Annotated in this window: 14 protein-coding genes; 1 reads left to right on the forward strand and 13 read right to left on the reverse strand. The window is 66.3% G+C overall.

Annotated elements, in window-relative coordinates:
* Positions 1-240: 240 nt before the first annotated feature.
* From B4393_RS16365 to B4393_RS16425, 13 genes are all read right to left on the reverse strand, one after another.
* Complete coding sequence (locus B4393_RS16365) at positions 241-1170, reverse strand: cell division protein FtsQ/DivIB (RefSeq protein WP_078334983.1); 930 nt, start codon at positions 1168-1170, stop codon at positions 241-243.
* Positions 1167-2639: a UDP-N-acetylmuramate--L-alanine ligase gene (murC, locus tag B4393_RS16370; RefSeq protein ID WP_078334984.1), complete on the reverse strand. Its 1473-nt coding sequence runs from the start codon at positions 2637-2639 to the stop codon at positions 1167-1169. The genes B4393_RS16365 and murC overlap by 4 nt, the downstream gene beginning before the upstream one ends.
* Positions 2636-3784, reverse strand: a complete 1149-nt coding sequence (murG, locus tag B4393_RS16375) for an undecaprenyldiphospho-muramoylpentapeptide beta-N-acetylglucosaminyltransferase (protein WP_109558550.1) — start codon at positions 3782-3784, stop codon at positions 2636-2638. Before murG ends, murC begins: the two co-directional genes overlap by 4 nt.
* Positions 3785-3828: 44 nt before the next feature.
* Positions 3829-5403: a putative lipid II flippase FtsW gene (ftsW, locus tag B4393_RS16380; RefSeq protein WP_078334985.1), complete on the reverse strand. Its 1575-nt coding sequence runs from the start codon at positions 5401-5403 to the stop codon at positions 3829-3831.
* Positions 5404-5414: 11 nt separating this feature from the next.
* Entirely contained in the window at positions 5415-6872 is a 1458-nt protein-coding gene (gene murD, locus B4393_RS16385) for a UDP-N-acetylmuramoyl-L-alanine--D-glutamate ligase (protein ID WP_078334986.1), read from the reverse strand.
* Positions 6873-6878: 6 nt separating this feature from the next.
* Positions 6879-7958 carry a phospho-N-acetylmuramoyl-pentapeptide-transferase gene (gene mraY / locus B4393_RS16390; protein ID WP_070935042.1) on the reverse strand — a complete coding sequence of 360 codons (1080 nt, stop codon included), beginning with the start codon at positions 7956-7958 and terminating at the stop codon, positions 6879-6881.
* A complete protein-coding gene (locus B4393_RS16395) occupies positions 7955-9505 on the reverse strand; it encodes a UDP-N-acetylmuramoyl-tripeptide--D-alanyl-D-alanine ligase (protein WP_078334987.1) in 1551 nt (516 codons plus the stop codon). Before B4393_RS16395 ends, mraY begins: the two co-directional genes overlap by 4 nt.
* The gene (locus B4393_RS16400; RefSeq protein ID WP_078334988.1) at positions 9498-11054 is read right to left on the reverse strand and encodes a UDP-N-acetylmuramoyl-L-alanyl-D-glutamate--2,6-diaminopimelate ligase; all 1557 of its coding nucleotides are present in this window, start codon (positions 11052-11054) and stop codon (positions 9498-9500) included. The genes B4393_RS16395 and B4393_RS16400 overlap by 8 nt, the downstream gene beginning before the upstream one ends.
* Positions 11055-11152: 98 nt before the next feature.
* Positions 11153-13081 (reverse strand): peptidoglycan D,D-transpeptidase FtsI family protein, encoded by a 1929-nt coding sequence (locus B4393_RS16405; protein WP_109558549.1) that lies wholly within the window; start codon positions 13079-13081, stop codon positions 11153-11155.
* Positions 13078-14028, reverse strand: a complete 951-nt coding sequence (locus B4393_RS16410; RefSeq protein ID WP_078334989.1) for a cell division protein FtsL — start codon at positions 14026-14028, stop codon at positions 13078-13080. Before B4393_RS16410 ends, B4393_RS16405 begins: the two co-directional genes overlap by 4 nt.
* Positions 14025-15020, reverse strand: a complete 996-nt coding sequence (gene rsmH, locus B4393_RS16415) for a 16S rRNA (cytosine(1402)-N(4))-methyltransferase RsmH (RefSeq protein ID WP_078334990.1) — start codon at positions 15018-15020, stop codon at positions 14025-14027. The genes B4393_RS16410 and rsmH overlap by 4 nt, the downstream gene beginning before the upstream one ends.
* Before the next feature lie 130 nt (positions 15021-15150).
* On the reverse strand, positions 15151-15582 hold the full coding sequence (gene mraZ, locus B4393_RS16420) for a division/cell wall cluster transcriptional repressor MraZ (protein ID WP_078334991.1): 432 nt from the start codon (positions 15580-15582) through the stop codon (positions 15151-15153).
* A gap of 360 nt (positions 15583-15942) precedes the next feature.
* Positions 15943-16350 (reverse strand): DUF3040 domain-containing protein, encoded by a 408-nt coding sequence (locus tag B4393_RS16425; RefSeq protein ID WP_078334992.1) that lies wholly within the window; start codon positions 16348-16350, stop codon positions 15943-15945.
* Positions 16351-16671: 321 nt separating this feature from the next.
* Between B4393_RS16425 and B4393_RS16430 the strand changes: the two genes are divergently transcribed.
* Positions 16672-17331 (forward strand): GNAT family N-acetyltransferase, encoded by a 660-nt coding sequence (locus tag B4393_RS16430; RefSeq protein ID WP_078335126.1) that lies wholly within the window; start codon positions 16672-16674, stop codon positions 17329-17331.
* The last annotated feature ends 6 nt before the right edge of the window (positions 17332-17337 follow it).

Here is a 17337-nt window from a genome sequence, read left to right on the forward strand (position 1 = left end):
TCTGTCAATTCTGGGGCTCTCTGCAAACTCTCAACCTCTACCTCAGGCTTAGAGTTATGTCAGGTTGTCCCGCTGAAACAGAACGGTAGGGGGCGTCAAGGTTGTCATGCCGCAGGCGCGCCGAGAGCGCATGACGAATTTCCTTGGCTATTTCATGAGTCCCGCGCGGCGAGCATGCTCGAATGTGCCGAATTCCGAACGAAATGGGCACATATCGGCATGCTCGCGCCGAAGGGCCGCCTACTTGACCGTGGGCAGGTCAGGGCTGGACACGTCATAGGTGCGGCCAGGCTGGGTCAGCAGCGCCCCCAGCTTCTCGGCCTTCTCCGCGGTGCGCTCGGTGGTCCCCCACACGATGGTGCGTCCATCGTCAAGGGTGAGCGTGATCGACGACACCGACGGCGCCGCGACCTTGGCGACTTGCCGTGCCAGATCGGGCGCCAAGGAGATGAGCACTTGCAGCGCCGCCTTGGTCGTCGGGTCCTGCGGCCCCGGAGCCACCACGTCCAGTGCCGGGATACCCGGCGGCGGGGGCTCGTTGGCGAAATCCACCCCGTCGCGGTCGATGAGGTGCGTGCCGTCGGCGCCGGTCCATGCCGCGATCGGAACCCGCTCGACGATCGTCACGCGCAGCGTGGACGGGTACTCGCATTGCACCCGGGCGCTGGCCACCCGCCGAATGCTGGCCACCCGGTCCGCGGCCGCGGCGGTGTCGATCTGCAACAACCGAGTTCCCTGCGCGATGTTCAGCGCACCGAGAACGTCTTGCTGGGTGATGACCCCGGTGCCCGTCACCACCGTCTGGCGGACCGACATCAGCGGCGTGAAGTACAGGATCGCCCCCAGGCCCACCGTGATCAGGGTGAGAAGCAGCGCCAGCAGCAGGGTGTGCAGACCCTGCACTTTCCCGCGACCGTCGCCCTTGCCCTGATCGACATATTTGCCCTTGGCCGCGGCCTTCGCCTCGCGCCGGGCCTGCTCCAGTGCGATCGCGCGCCGTTGCGCGTCCCGGCGTTCGGCCCGCTCGCGCCTGGCCCGCATCCGTGGCCCCTCGGCGGACTCGTCCTCGCCGGGCTTGTCGGTATCGCCGGGCTCGGTGGCCTCGTCGCCATCGGCCGGTACCGCCGCCTCCTCGTCCGCACCCTCTGCGGTGTGGTCGGGATCGCTCATCGACCGTTCCCCGGCGGCGGCCAGTCATTGGCACGCGCGCGCAACGCGCGCACAATTTCCTTGCCCTGCAACGTGACATCGCCTGCGCCCATGGTGACCACCAGATCGCCGGGCGCGGTGGCCGCAGCGACCTGTTGGGCCACCGTCGATAGATCGGGCAGGTAATGCACCGGCACCCCGGATATCTGCTCGACGATCAACGCGCCGGTGACACCCGGAAGGGGCGCTTCCCGCGCCCCGTAGACGTCAAGCACGAACACCAGATCTGCGATACTCAATGCCTCGGCGAACTCCCTCGCGAAAGCTGCTGTGCGCGAGTACAAATGCGGCTGGAACACCACCACCGAGCGACCGTGACCCTGCTGCGCCACGATTCCGGAAACCGCTTGTAGCACCGTGCGAACCTCGGTCGGATGGTGCGCGTAGTCATCGAATACCCGCACCGATTCCACCGAACCGACCAGTTCGAACCGGCGGCGCACACCCTCGAAGCCGGCCAGCCCGTCGAGCACATCGTCCACGGATGCCCCGATCTCGGCGGCCGCCACCACGGCGGCCAGCGCGTTCAGCGCCATGTGCCGGCCCGGCACCGACAATCGCATGGTGCGTGGGGCATTCTCCCCCGCCAGCTGGATCTGCGCGGTGGCTCCGGTGTCCTTGAACTGCCAATCCCTCAGCCGCCCGGACACCGGGACATCGCCCGCCTCAGCCTGGTCGACGCTGCCATAGCCCCGCACCCGGATACCGCGCTCATGCGCACGGCGCGCCAGCGCCGCGGAGCCCGGGTCGTCCAGACACACCACCAGAACCCCATCGGAACCAAGGGTTTCGGCGAACTGGTCGAACACCGCGGTGTAGGCCTCGACACTTCCGAAGTGATCCAGATGATCGGCCTCGATATTGGTGACGATGATCAGGTTGGGCCGGTACTGCAGCAGGGAGCCATCGCTCTCATCCGCCTCGGCCACGAACACATCGCCGCTGCCGTGGTGGGCATTGGTGCCGGCTTCGTTGAGCTCACCGCCGACGGCAAAGGACGGGTCGTAACCGCAATGCTGCAGCGCCACAATGAGCATGGAGGTGGTGCTGGTTTTGCCATGCGTCCCGGTCACCATCAGGGTGCGGTATCCGGCCATCAGGTCCGCGAGCACCACGGGTCGTAGCAGGACCGGTATCCCACGCCGATTCGCTTCCACCAATTCAGGATTCGTCTTGGGAATGGCGGCATGAGTGGTGACGACCACCGTCGGACCACCCGGCAGCAGATCCAGCGCGTCACCGTCATGGCCCACGTTGACGACGGCGCCGCGGGCACGCAAGGCCAGCACCGCGCGAGACTCCTTGGCATCGGAGCCGGATACCAGCGCTCCCCTATCCAGCAGAATCCGGGCGATACCGGACATTCCGGCACCACCGATGCCCACCATGTGCACGCGACGCAGGTGCTCTGGGAGTGGACCGACGGTCATCGCCGCGCACCTCGCCCATGGGACCGCCCCGCACGAGCGACCTCGAGCGCCACCTGGGCCACCTGTCGTGCCGCTTCCGGGTGCCCGGACAGTGCCGCGGCCGACGTCATATCGGCAAGCTTGGCCGAATCGGAGGCTATCTCAATCACCATATGCGCCAATGTCTCCGGAGTGAGGTCGCGATCCGCGACGATGACACCGCCACCGGCCTCGACAACCGGAAGCGCATTGAGCCGCTGTTCGCCATTGCCGATGGGCAGCGGCACATAGATGGCGGGCAGTCCCACCGCCGAGACCTCGGCGACGGTCATCGCACCGGATCGGCACACCGCGATGTCTGCCGCGGCATACGCCAGGTCCATGCGATCCAGGTACGGCAGCGCCACATACTTGGGGGCGCCGGGCGCACGCTCGGGCAGCTCGACGGTGTTCTTGGGGCCATGCGCGTGCAACACCGAAACACCGGCAGCAGCAAGGTCATTGGCTGCAGCCGAGACGGCATTGTTCAGGGAGACGGCCCCCTGCGAACCACCGAACACCAAGAGCACCAGGGCGTTGTCGTCAAAACCGTAATGAGCACGTGCCTCGCGCCGCAGCGCGGCCCGATCCAATGACGTGATCGACCCTCGAACCGGAACACCCACCACCTCTGCGTGGCGCAGACCGGAGTCGGACACCGCCGACAACACCCGCTGCGCGCGGCGCGCCCCGACCCGATTGGCAAGGCCTGCGCGGGCGTTAGCCTCATGAATGACAACCGGAACGCGGGGTCGGCGCATCGGGCCGCGGCGAGCTGCCAAATAGGCAGGCAGGGCCACATAGCCGCCGAAACCGATCACCACGTCGGCCTGGACACTGTCGAACACCGCCCGCGTCTGCCGGACCGCCCGGCGCACCCGCAACGGCAGCTTCACCAGGTCGCCCGTGAGGCGCCGGGGCAGCGGCACCGGGACAATCAGCTCCAGGTCGTACCCGCGGGCCGGAACCAGTCGCGTCTCCAGGCCGCGCTCGGTGCCCAGCGCGGTGATCCGCACCGACGGATCGATCTCACGCAGCGCATCGGCGACCGCCATGGCCGGCTCGACGTGTCCCGCGGTACCACCACCGGCCAGCACCACCGAAAGCGGCCGAAGTTCATCACTCACTCCGGGAGCATCCTTTCGGTCTGGCAACGATCAGATATCAGCAGCTATCGATAGCTTCGGGCGCGTGAGCCCCCGGTCCGTGATTGGTCACGAGACCTGCCACTCGCACGCGTCGCGGAGCCCCGGCGCACCTGCTGCACCTGCCTATGATGCCCTGCTTCGCTATCGGTACGTGCACGCGGCTTGCGCTTGGGCCCCTCCACGGACTCCGACTGCCGCTTGCGCTCGGACTGTGATTTGGCGGCCCCGGCGTTCGGTGCGCCCGACTTGGCGCGAAGCCGGTCGCGCGCGGTGTCGATCCTCGGCGGAACATAGGGCTCCGGCAGCGGGAGCCGTAGCAGCCGGTTCATCCGGTCACCGGAACCTGCACGTAGGGCTGCCACCGCTTCCGGTTCGTGACGGGCCGCGTTGGCGATCAAACCTATGAAGAACAGCGCAGTTGCCGTCGCCGTCCCGCCCGAAGAGATGAGCGGTAGCTGAATACCGGTCACCGGGAGCAGGCCGATGACATAGCCGATGTTGATGAACGACTGTCCGATCATCCACAACCCAGCCGTGGCGGTGATCATGCGCAGGAAGGGATCGGCGCTGCGCTTGGCGATCCGCATGGCGGTGTAGGCGAAGACGCCGAACAAGGCGAGCACGCCGAGGCATCCGACGAACCCGAGTTCCTCGCCGATGATGGCGAAGATGAAGTCGTTGTGGGCGTTCGGCAGGTAATGCCATTTGGCCGATCCCTGTCCCAGGCCCTGGCCGAAGAAACCGCCCTGCGCGAGCGCGAACCGGGCTTGCCGGGACTGATATCCCGTCGCCTGCGGGTCTGCGGACGGGTCAAGCCACGCCTTCACGCGGTCGGAGCGATATCCGGCCGACACGGCGAGGATGGCCGCTGCCATCACGGCGGCCACCACCGAGCTGAGGAAGACCTTCAGCGGCAGGCCGGCGTACCAGAGCAGGGCCAGCAAGATGATGCTCAACGAAACCGTCTGCCCGAGGTCGGGCTGGATGACGATCAGCACCAACGCGATCATCGCCGCGGGCACCAGCGGGACCAGCATTTCGCGCATGGTCGCCTGCTCCATGCGGCGCGTGGCCAGCAGGTGTGCGCCCCAGATCGCGAACGCGACCTTGGTGAGCTCGGAGGGCTGCATGGATAGCCCGGCATAGACGAACCAACCGCGAGAACCGTTGGAGTACGTGCCGATTCCGGGAATGAGCACCAGGGTGATCAACACGACCGTGACGACGAAAACCGGGAACGAATACTTACGCATCACCCATACCGGGGTGCGCAGTGCGATATAGAAACCGACAAGGCCCACGCAGACCCACAGCACCTGTTTGCCGAAGATCGTCCAGGCGGATCCGTCGTCGTAATACGACTCGACGCCCGACGCGGACAACACCATGATGAGGCCGAGTGTGGTGAGCAGCGCGGCCGTCGCGACGACAAGGTGAAACGATGTCATCGGCCGGTTCAGCCAGGCGCCCAGACGAGTACGCGCGATCAGCCCATCGGTCTTGGCATCGGGCTTCTTGGCCGGCTTGGAGGAGGCCTTTGATTCTGCGCGCTTCGCGGAGCGGAAAAACCTGGCGAACGGAGCGGTCAGGGTTGACACGAGGCAGTCACCTAACCGGTAAGTGCGTGCACCGCCGCGGCGAATCGATCGCCACGCTCGGAGTACCCGCTGAATTGGTCGAAGGACGCGCCGGCCGGAGCCAGTAGCACGGTGTCGCCAGGCTGGGCCAATGTGCTGGCGTGCCGGACGGCCGCGGCCATGACTCGGGTACCCAAATCAACGCCACCCCCATCCGCCTCATCAGTCACATAAACCACATTTGCCTCTTGCACCTCAGCATCCTCGCGCGTCACAACCGCAACTACGGGTACATCCGGCGCGTGTCGCGCCAATGCCTCAGCAATCAGCCCCCGATCACGGCCGATCAGCACAACCGCACCTAGCCGGTCAGCGGAATCGCGCACCAGGTCATCGACGGCAGCGCCCTTGAGCAGCCCCCCGGCAACCCAGATGACCCGCGGATACGCCGCGATGGACGCCGCGGCGGCATGCGGATTGGTGGCCTTTGAGTCATCCACATAGGCGACGTCGGCAACATGGGCAACCAGCTCGGCCCGATGCCGCCCCACCTGGAAGGCCTCCAACGCCCTGGCAATATCCGCCGCAGGCGTGCCCACGGCCCGGGCCAGCGCGGCGGCCGCCAGCGCATTGAGCACACCGATGGGGCCGGCCACCGGAAGCTTCGATACCTCGATCAGGGCCACGTCGGGGCCAAAAGCCCGATCAACCAGCCAACCGTCCCGCGCCCCGAGCTCGCCCGGTGCGGGCTCGCCGGTGCGAAATCCTGCCTTGACCGGCGCCGCGGCACCGGAAAGTAGCCCGCCGGCCACCGCGTCGTCCAGACCGACGACGGCAACCTCACCGTCGAGCGCGCGGGCCTTGTCCCGCGTATAGCCCTCCATGCCCCCATGCCAGTCGAGGTGATCCTCGGCCACGTTGAGCACCACACCGGCAGCCGGCCGCACCGAAGGCGCCCAGTGCAGCTGGAAACTCGACAACTCCACAGCCAGGAACTCCACATCGCGCTCCAGCACATTGAGCACCGGGTCGCCGATGTTCCCGCAGAGCGCACTGGTGCCGCCCGCCGCCGTCAGCATGTCGTGGACCATCGCCGTGGTGGTGGTCTTTCCGTTGGTTCCCGTGACCACCAGCCACCGCTTAGGCGGACCATACCGGCCGGAAGCATCCAGGCGCCAAGCCAATTCGACATCACCCCAGATGGGCAGCCCGGCCTGCACCGCGGCCAGCACAACGGGTGAGGACGGACCGAACCCGGGACTGACGATCACCAGGTCCTGATCCGACATGCCGCGTTGCGCCTCGGCGGTGGTCAGCGCCCCACGCCCCGCATCGCGATGACGGCGCAGGGCATCCTCGTTGTCGTCACAGACGGTGATGCGCACATCGAACCCGGCCAGTGCAGTGACCACCGCATCGCCGGTGACCCGCGCACCGCAGACCAGGACCCTTGCGCCGCCGACCAATTCGGTGACTTCAGAAGCAGTCATGATCGCCTAGTCACCGATCGTGGCGAGCCACTCGCCATAGAACAGCGCCAGACCCAGGCCGCAGGCGATGGCCGTCAGCAGCCAGAACCGAATGATCACCGTTGTCTCCGCCCAGCCCATCAGCTCGAAATGATGATGGAACGGCGCCATCCGAAACACCCGGCGGCCCGTGGTACGGAACGCGGCGATCTGCAGAACCACCGACACGATCTCGGCGACGAACAACGCGCCCAGCACCACGGCCAGCAGCTCGGTCCGGGTGGTCACCGACAGACCGGCGATGACGCCGCCCAGGGCCAGCGACCCGGTGTCGCCCATGAAGATCTTGGCGGGCGCGGCGTTCCACCACAGGAACCCGATACAGGCACCCGCGGTCGACGCGGCGATCACCGCGAGATCCAGCGGGTCACGCACGTTGTAGCAGGCGATGCCCGGATGCGTCGAGCACGCGTTGCGGTACTGCCAGAAGGTGACGATGACATAGGCGCCCGTCACCATCGCCATACAGCCACCGGCCAGCCCATCGAGCCCATCGGTGAAGTTGACGGCGTTGGACCAGGACATCACCAGGATCACGCAGAAGAGCACGAAGATCACGGCGGGCATGGCGACCGTGGCGATCTCGCGGACATACGAGAGCTGCGGACTGCCCGGGGTCAACCCGTCGGTGTTGCGGAACTGCAGCACCAGCACGCCGAAGACGAGCGCGGACAGGATCTGGCCGACCGTCTTGGAGGTCTTGTTCAGACCGAGGTTGCGCGCCTTGCGAATCTTGATGAAGTCGTCGATGAACCCGACTCCCCCGAGCATCGTCGCCAGCGCCAGCACCAGCAGGCCCGTCGCCGAGGGGCCATCAGACCCGAACGCGATGCCCACCAGGTGCGACCCGAAGTATCCGGCCCACATCCCGGCCAGGATCGCGACGCCGCCCATGGACGGAGTGCCACGCTTCTTCTGATGGTGCTGCGGGCCGTCGTCCCGGATCTCCTGGCCGAAGCCCTGCCGCGAGAACACCCGGATGAGCACCGGCGTGAGCATGATCGAGACCAGGATCGCGATCCCGGCGGCAATGATGATCTGCCTCATGCGTCATCCACCTTCAGCAGCTCATCGGAACTGTCGCCTCTTCGCGCAAGCAGCTCATCGGAACTGTCGCCTCTTCGCGCAAGCAGCTCATCGGCCACGACCCAGAGCCCGGCCGACTGCGATGCCTTGACCAGCACCACATCGCCCGCGGCCAGCTCGTCGGCCAGCAGTGTGGCGGCCGCCGCAGGATCGTCCACCAGCACCGCCTCGGACCCCCACGACCCCTCCATCACCGCACCCGCATGCATTGCCCGCTGTGACCTCCCAGTCCCGACGACTACCAATCGACTGACATCTAATCGCACGGCGGCCCGCCCGATGCGGTCATGCTCGGATATCGCATCGGGGCCCAGCTCGGCCATCTCGCCCAGCACCGCCCAGCTGCGACGGGGCTGCGCTCCGTGGCGGGCCATCGAGACCAGTGCCTTCAGCCCTGCCATCATCGAATCCGGGTTGGCGTTATAGGCGTCGTTGATGACGGTCACTCCGTCATGTCGAGTGCTGACCTCCATGCGGCGGCGCGAGACCGGGCCTGCCTCGGCGAGCGCGGCCGCGACCTGCCCAAGGGTGGCGCCGCATTCCAGCGCTACCGCGGCCGCGGCCAGCGCGTTGCCTACCTGATGCTCACCGTGCACCGCCAGCTGAACCGGCGCGGAACTCTGCCCGACATGCAGGGTGAACCGGGCCCTGGCGAGGTCGTCGACGCTCACCTCGCTGGCCCAGACATCGGCGGGATTATGCGCACTGATGCGCACCACCCGGGCTGAGGTCTTGGCGGCCATTGCGGCCACCGCGGAATCATCGGCGTTCAGCACCGCCACACCGTCAGCGGAAAGCGATTGCGGCAGTTCACCCTTGGTGTCGGCGATGGCCTGCCGCGAGCCGAACTCACCCAGATGAGCGGTGCCGACATTGAGCACGACACCGACCGAGGGCGGCGCGATGGCGGCCAGGTCCGCGATATTGCCGGGACGCCGGGCCGAAAGCTCCAGCACCAGGAACTTTGTCGATTCCGTCGCCCGCAGGACGGTCCAGGGATGACCGAGCTCGTTGTTGAAGGATCCGGGAGGCGCCACCACCTCGCCCAGCGGGCTGAGTACCGCGGCGATGAGATCCTTCGTCGACGTTTTTCCGGACGAGCCGGTCACGCCGACGATGCGTAGTCCCTGGGCCGCCAGCCGACGGGCCACCTCGGCTGCCAGCGCGGCCGTCGCGGCCAGCACCGCAGCACCCGATCCATCTGAATCATGTTCCAGCGCAGAAACTTCGGTCCGCGCTACCCCGGTCGGCGACACCACGATGGCGGGCACACCGACCGGTCTGGCGGCCAGCACCGCGACGGCCCCGGCCTCGACCGCACCCTGGGCGTGGTCGTGGCCGTCGACCCGGGCTCCCGGTAGGGCGAGGAACAGCCCACCGGGCGCCACCTGGCGCGAATCGAATTCGACGGTGCCGGTGACCCGCGTCCGCCGAGCCTCCTGCGCACTGATCCCGTCGAGGCGTCCACCGACGATCTCGGCGATCTCGGCGACGGTCATCTCAATCATCCAGACTCCCAAGTGCCTCTAGGGCGGAGCGCAGCTCCACGCGGTCGTCGAAGGGCACCGTGACATCGCCCGTCTTCTGACCGCTCTCATGCCCCTTGCCCGCGATCAGGACGGTATCCCCCGGGCGCGCCCATAGCGTGGCGAAGTCGATAGCGGCTCGCCGATCGCCGATTTCGATCACCTCGGCATCCGAACCAGCTGTGCCGGAGATGATCTCGGCGCGGATCGCGGCCGGTTCTTCATTTCGCGGATTGTCGTCGGTGACCACCACAAGATCGGCCAGCTCCCCGGCGACCTCCCCCATCTCGGCGCGCTTACCGCGATCGCGGTTACCGCCGGCACCGAACACCACCGCCAGGCGGCCGCCGCGGTGGGCGCGCAGGCTTTCCAGCACAGCACGCAATGCGCCGGGCTTGTGGGCATAGTCGACGACGGCGAGAAATGGCTGACCGGCGACCACCGCCTCCATGCGCCCCGGCACGCCCGCGGGCGCGATCCCCGGCGCGGCAGTCGCGGCGGAAACGCCAAGCATCTCCAAAATAGCCACGGCCACAAGACAATTGGCAACATTGTAGTGACCGGGTAAGGCGATCGCGAGTTCAATGCTGTGCGCCGGACCATTCGCGACGAACCGCTGACCGCCGTCGTGACCCACCGCCACACCCGAACAGGTCCAGTCCGCGGCACCACCGGCACGCGAGCTCACCGTGACGACCCCGGGGCCCGCCTCGCGCGCCAGCGCGGCCATGGCCTGCCCGGCATCATCGTCGACACAGATGACACAGCGCTGCGCTCGCTGAGGCGAATCGCGCTGGAACAACCGCGCCTTGGTGGCGAAGTAGTCCTCCATGTCGGGATGAAAATCCAGGTGATCTCGCGACAGGTTGGTGAAGGCCCCTACCGCGAAGCGCGTGCCGTCCACGCGATTGAGGGCCAACGCGTGGCTGGATACCTCCATGACCACGGTGTCCACCCCGCGCTGGACCATTTCGGCCAGCAGTTCCTGCAGCGCCGGTGCCTCGGGGGTGGTCAGCGCGCTCGGTACGTCCTCGCCATCGATCCGGACACCGACGGTGCCGATGAGACCGACCCGCCGACCCGCGGCCCGCAGCCCCGCCTCGACCAGGTAGGTGGTCGTGGTCTTGCCGGAGGTGCCGGTGACACCGACTACCCGCAGATGGCGAGAGGGCTCTCCGTAAACGGTCGCCGCGAGTTCACCCAGCACCGAACGCGGGAAGGGGTGAACCAATACCGCGATATCCGAGAGCTCCGGGCCCTGATCCTCCAGTAGTCGCGCGCCGGCAGCATCCGTGAGCACGGCCGTCGCACCCGCGGCGACGGCCTCCGAAGCGAACTGCGCACCATGTGTACTGGTGCCGGGCAGCGCGGCGAAGAGGTCACCCGCGCGAGCATCCTGCGCCCTGAGCGTGACTCCGGAGACGGTGGCGGGGTTCTGTCCGCGCAGCTCGGCCGACACCAGTGAGGCCAGATCGGAGACCGGGTGCGGGTGCGTCCGGGGAAGGAACCGGTGGGTTCCGGATGCCGCCACCTGCGATCACCTCCTGCCGTATTTCTGCCGCCCATACCCTCGGGCGTCAAACGACACTACCGGGCGCGCCGTCGTACCCCGATCGGATGAGGATGGGCTCAGGTCGCCTGCAGGATCAGTGGTGGCCCGGGATCAGGTGATAGTGGCACGTTTTCGCGCCGCATCAACCAGGACGCGATGTTGTGGAACAGTGGCGCCGCCGTCATGTGCGCAGAGCCGTCCGAGCCGCGTTTCGGCGCATTCATCTCGATACCGATGACGTACCGGGGATCGTCTGTCGTGGCGATTCCCGCGAAGGTGATCCAGTAGACGTCGTCGAAGTAGCACCCACAGGCGGGATTGATCTGCTGGGCAGTGCCGGTCTTGCCGCTGAGTTGGTAGCCGTCGACCGCGCCGGACGCGCCCGTGCCGTTCTGAATCTGACGCGCGTCCGGTTGCAGCACCGCGCGCAGCATGTTCCGGACGGTGCGCGCGGTTCCCGCGTTGACCACCTGCACGGGCTCCGGGCGTGGCTCCTCTTTTCGGGTGCCATCGGGTGCCGTGATGCTCTTGACGATGCGGGGCGGAATCCGCACGCCGTCGTTGGCGATGGCCTGGTACATGCCTGTCATCTGTAGCAGCGTCATCGACAGGCCCTGGCCGATTGGCAGGTTCGAGAACGTGCTGCCGGACCACTGCTCGATCGGCGGCACGATACCGGCGCTCTCACCTGGAAGGCCGACTCCGGTGCGCTGGCCCAGCCCGAATTTGTCCACCAAATCCATGAAGCGTTCCGGGCCCACCCGTTGGGCCAGCATGAGAGTGCCGACGTTGGAAGACTTTCCGAAGACACCGGTGGTGGTGAATGGCACCGTCCCGTGGGCCCACGCGTCCCGGACGGTCACCCCACCCATATTGATGGAGCCCGGAACCTGCAGCACCTCATCGGGATTGGACAGATCATTCTCTATCACAGCCGAAGCGGTGATGACCTTGTTGACCGATCCTGGCTCGAACGGCGAGGAGACCGAGAGATTGCCCATCTCACGGTTGCCCTGCTTTCCGAGGTTCTGCGACGGGTCAAAGGTGTTGTCGTTGGCCATCGCCAGGACCTCACCGGTCTTGGAATCGAGCACGACCGCGGAAACGCTGCGCGCATCGGACAAGTCCCTCGCCTGCTGGACCTGCTGCTGCACGTAGAACTGAATGTCGTTGTCCAGGGTGAGCTCGACCGTGGACCCGTTGACGGCATTGTGCTGGTCGCGGGTGCTGCCGGGGATCACCGCACCGTCGGAGCCGCGGTCGTAGGTCACGGACCCGTCCTTGCCTGCCAGCGAACTGTCGAGGGAATCCTCAAGGCCGAGAAGGCCGTAACCCTCCCAGTCGATGCTGCCGACGATATTGGCGGCCAGCGAGCCACCGGGATACTGGCGGATGTCCTGCCGCTCGGCGCCCACTTCCGGAAATTCCTTGACGATCTCGGTGGCGATGGCCGGATCGACCGAACGCGCGAGGTACGCGAAGGTGTCGTCGCTGCGGATCTTCTTCAACAGGCTCTTGGCGTCAGGCTTGTTACCCAGCTTGGCCGAGACTCCAGCTGCGATGTCCTGCAGCCGCCGCTCGGGTTCGACGGCGCGTGTCTTCGCCGCCTTGGCCTTATCGGCATCGCTCTTACCGGGGTCCTTGAGGATCTGCTCGCTTTTCTCCCAGGCCTTGTTGAGTTGTTCGCGAATCTTCTTGGGCTGGAAGGTGAGAGCGCGGGCCTCGATGGTGAACGCCAGCTTGTTGCCCGCGCGGTCGACGATGGTGCCGCGCAGCGCCTTCTCGGTGTCGGTGACCTTCAGCTGCCCCGCAGCCTCCGCGCGCAGCCCCGCGGCGCGCGGTCCTTGGAGAGTGAACAGCTGAATGGCCGCGATGGCCAACACCACGAAGATGACGATGTTGCCCGTGCGGTGACGAAAGGCGAATCCTGCCGTCCGTGAAATGGCAGCCGCGGGCCGTCGAGTGCGACGGGCACCGACCGGCCGGGACGGATCCTGCCGGTTCACGCCGTCGGGTGGGGACTCGTTGTTGCCACGGGATTGAATTGTTCCCCGGTTACTGGAGAATTCGTGATATTTGATGCTTGCGGCGCGTCGGCCACGGGGGGCGGAACCTCGAGCACGGGTGCCGGTGGCGCCGGCGGCACGGCCGCGGGATCCTGCCCGACGGGAGCTTCGACTACGGGCACGGGTGGAACCGCCGCCGGCGGGGCCATATGCGGTACGAGAGCCACCGGGGGCGGTACCGGAGGCAATTGCACAGGTACCTCGACCGAATTACCGGCCTTCGGAACGGCATCGGCGTCATCCGGGATCACGGAGTTCAGGGGTGCCGGTGCAACACCTTCGGCGGGCTTGGGGGCGCCCACCAGCAGCCAGTTACCCTGCGGGTCACGCACCAGATGCGCGATATCGCGGGACGGGATCATGCCGAGATCGCGCGCCGAATCGGCCAGCGCGGGCGCCGATTCCGCACGCAACACATCGCGTTCGAGGGCTTCCTTGCGTTGCAGCAACTCCTCGTTGGTGCGCCGCTGGCTACCCAGCTGATAGGAGCGTTCCGCGGCGTCTGTCGACAACCACAGCGTGATGGCCAGGCCGACACCGAGGGCGCCGATCACCAACACGACGAAGGGGACTTTGGTGACCCAGACATGCGGTCGCAGGTCCACCTCGGACAGGCGGGTGAGAATTCGCTCACGCAGTGGTATCCGGATGACCTTGGGGGCCTTGGCCTTGCGTGCCTTTGCCCGAGCCTTTGCCTGTCGCGTGCTGGCGGCGGGGCGGATCTTCTCCGGAGCCTGACGCTGCACCGGGATCGGCATGGTCTGCGGAGCAGAACGTCGCGGACGTGCCGAGGGACCCACCGAGGCAGCCTTGGATGCCCCGGTTCGACGCTTGGCGGGCTTGGTCTTCTTGGGCGCCTCGCCGACATTCTTGCGCACACCGATCATGACTTCCTCCTATCCCCAACTCGTTCGACTGCCCGCAACCGCACTGGTGCACTGCGCGGATTGACTTCTATTTCTGCTTCGTCGGCGCGCTCCGCGCCACGGGTGATCGCCCTGAACTCCGGTGCATCACTGGGCAATTCGACCGGTAGGTCGATAGGCGACCGAGACGCGGTGGCAGCGGTGAACTCCGCCTTGACGATCTTGTCTTCCAGCGACTGGTACGCCATGACCGCGACGCGGCCGCCCGGGCGCAGCGCGGCCATCGCGGTAGGTATCGCCCCCGCAAGGGATTCCAGCTCGGCGTTGACCGCGATCCGGAGCGCCTGAAAGGTCCGTTTCGCCGGGTGGCCGCCGGTGCGACGAGTGGCCGCCGGGATGGTCGCGTACAGCAATTCGACCAACTGCCCACTGCGCGTGAAGGGTTCCGCGTCCCGACGCCGGACGATCTCGTCAGCGATTCGGCGCGCGAAGCGCTCCTCACCGTATCTGCTGAGCACCCTCGACAGCTCCACCGCCGAATAGGTGTTCAGGATATCGGCGGCGGTCAGCTCGTCCTGCGCATTCATCCGCATGTCGAGCGGGGCGTCCACGGAGTAGGCGAATCCACGTTCGGCTTGATCGAGCTGCATGGAGGACACACCCAGGTCAAAAAGCACCGCGTCGACCGAAGACGTTGCGCGGTAACCCAGCCCGTCAAGAGCATCGGCCATGCCGTCGTAACGGGTATGCACGCCGATGAAACGCGACCCGAAGTGCGCCAGTCGCGCCCGGGCGATATCAAGAGCATTGGTGTCGCGATCGAGGCCGACAACCGTCAGGCCCGGCAACATGGTGAGGAAATATTCCGTATGCCCACCGGCACCCAGCGTGGCGTCGACCAGAACGGCGCCCGACCCGTCAGCGGAGCTGACGGTCAGTGCCGGAGCAAGCAACTCATAGCAGCGGTCGCGCATGACCGGAATGTGACCAAATCGAGAATCGTTGTCAGACACGGCGATACCCCTCCGGGAGCGGGAGATGCAGCGGAGCCGCGCAGCCCGGTCCCTGCCCGATGGTGCGAACCTGGCGTCGGGGAAGTACGCCAGGGTCGTATCGGACAGAGGCCGCGCTGCACGGATCCGCTCAGAAAATGCCATTGAGAGATTCATCGCTGGCCGTCGAGAAGTTCTCTTCGTGTTCCTCGAGGTACTGCTGCCACTTGGTGGCATCCCAAATCTCTAGGTAGTCAACGGATCCGATGACGACACACTCCTTGGACAGATCCGCGTACCGCCGATGGTCGGCGGACAGGGTGATGCGGCCCTGCGCGTCCGGATGCTGTTCGTCGGTGGCCGCCGCCAGGTTGCGCAGAAAGGCACGAGCCTCCGGGTTGCTCCGAGAAGCCGCGGCGGCCTTGCGTGCCAGCTGCTCGAACTCGGCCCGTGGATACACCGCGAGGCTGTGGTCCTGGCTTTTGGTAACCATCAACCCTCCCGCTAGTGCGTCCCGAAACTTGGCGGGCAATGTGAGCCGCCCTTTGTCATCGAGCCTGGGCGTGTAGGTACCGAGAAACATCCCGACACCTCCCTGCCCAAACCCTTCGGAGCTACCCTTCCCTCCGATGTCCGCCACTTTACCCCACAATCCCCCACTTTGAATCTGATTTGCCGCGTGTCTCCCCACCGTGCACCCACGATGAGGCTGAGGAGCGCCGTCGACGCACTGTTTACGCAGGTAAACCCAGTGGGGATGAGTGGGGCGCCGTTACCCAGGCGAGTTGATAACGATTTGGCCTGCCCGTCCGGCCGGGCTTGCGCGCGGTCACTCCACGACGCGCAGTGGTGAGGATGAGTGGGTCAAGCAGCAACGCACATAGCAACAGACCCGCGCTGATCGCGCGGGTCTGTGTTTCGTGACCGGTTTAGAAGGTGTTTGTCAGTTGTCGAAGCGGCGGCGGAACCGCTCTTCCATGCGTTGTGCGAACGACCCGGCTGCGCGGGGCTTACGGGCACGGCCGCCGGCCCCACCCTGTCCCCCCTGACCGACCGGGCTGGCCTCGGAGCGCCGGCTTCCGATGATCGCGAAGACCGCCGCGCCAAACATGACCACAAATCCGATGACGCTCAGGACCGGGAAGTTTCCGATCTGCGTGGCGGGTACCGCGACACCGATCACCAACATCGCCAATCCGATGCAAAACAGCGCCGCGCCCTGCAGGCGGCGGCGGCTGGAGGTCGCACCCAGCCGTCCTCCGCGCACACTCGACGCAAACTTGGGATCCTCCGCGTACAGCGCGCTCTCAATCTGGTCGAGCATGCGCTGCTCGTGCTCGGAGAGTGGCATCTGTCCCTCCCTCTGGCGCACCGCTACCGGTTGGCTATGTCGTGTCGGCATCAACGCCGGGGAGCGCTGACACTCAATATCTGTTGATGTCTATTTATCAAGGGTGCCGTGGTTACAACACCCTCACGTTCATAATACGAGGTGAATACCCGCCATACCACCCGGTTCACCCACCAATCTCACAGCCACCGCCCACCGGGCAACACCGCACCACGGCGCGCCGACGGACCCGGCGAAAGCCGCGACAGCACCCGGGAACCCGCCGCGCGTGATAGACCCGGGCAGTACACGAAGCCCAACCGGAAACCCGAAGGACGCACGTTGACGACATTCCTGGCCGATCTGTCGCAACGCGATATGCAGCGCCGGCTCAGCGAAGCGCTTCGTGTCTACGTCATCGCCATGGGCTACCCACACGGCACCGAGGATCAGCGCGCGCCCATGTGGCTCGAGCACAGTCGCAGGCACGGGTGGCAGGCAGCGGCCATTTTCGATGCTCCGGCCTTCCCGCCGGACCAGGGCGCCCCGCCCGTTCTGGACCCTGAGCAGGCCCGCATGGTCGGAATCGCGTACGGCTACCGCGGCGCCGCCGACCAGTGGTGGCATCAACAGGTCAGCCAGGGTCTGCGCAAGTCGGGACGACCGCGCGACCAGGTGAATACCCTGCTCGAGCAGTACTTCGAGCTGACCGAACTGCATGTCGATCCCCAACTACAGGGCCACGGTTACGGCGAGGCATTGGCACGGCGGCTGCTCTCGCGTCGCACCGAGTCGCATGTCCTGCTGTCCACCCCGGAAATCACCGGCGAATCCAACCGCGCGTGGCGGTTGTACCGCCGACTGGGATTCACCGATGTCATCCGGCAACACCAGTTCGCGGGAGATCCCCGGCGATTCGCGGTGCTTGGCCGCCCTTTACCGCTGGAGCCCGGATATCGACAGCCGGACATGTCCGCCGTCTGGCACGATAATCCGCGATGACTAAAC

It is taken from the genome of Mycobacteroides franklinii, assembly GCF_002013895.1.
Lineage (GTDB): Bacteria > Actinomycetota > Actinomycetes > Mycobacteriales > Mycobacteriaceae > Mycobacterium > Mycobacterium franklinii.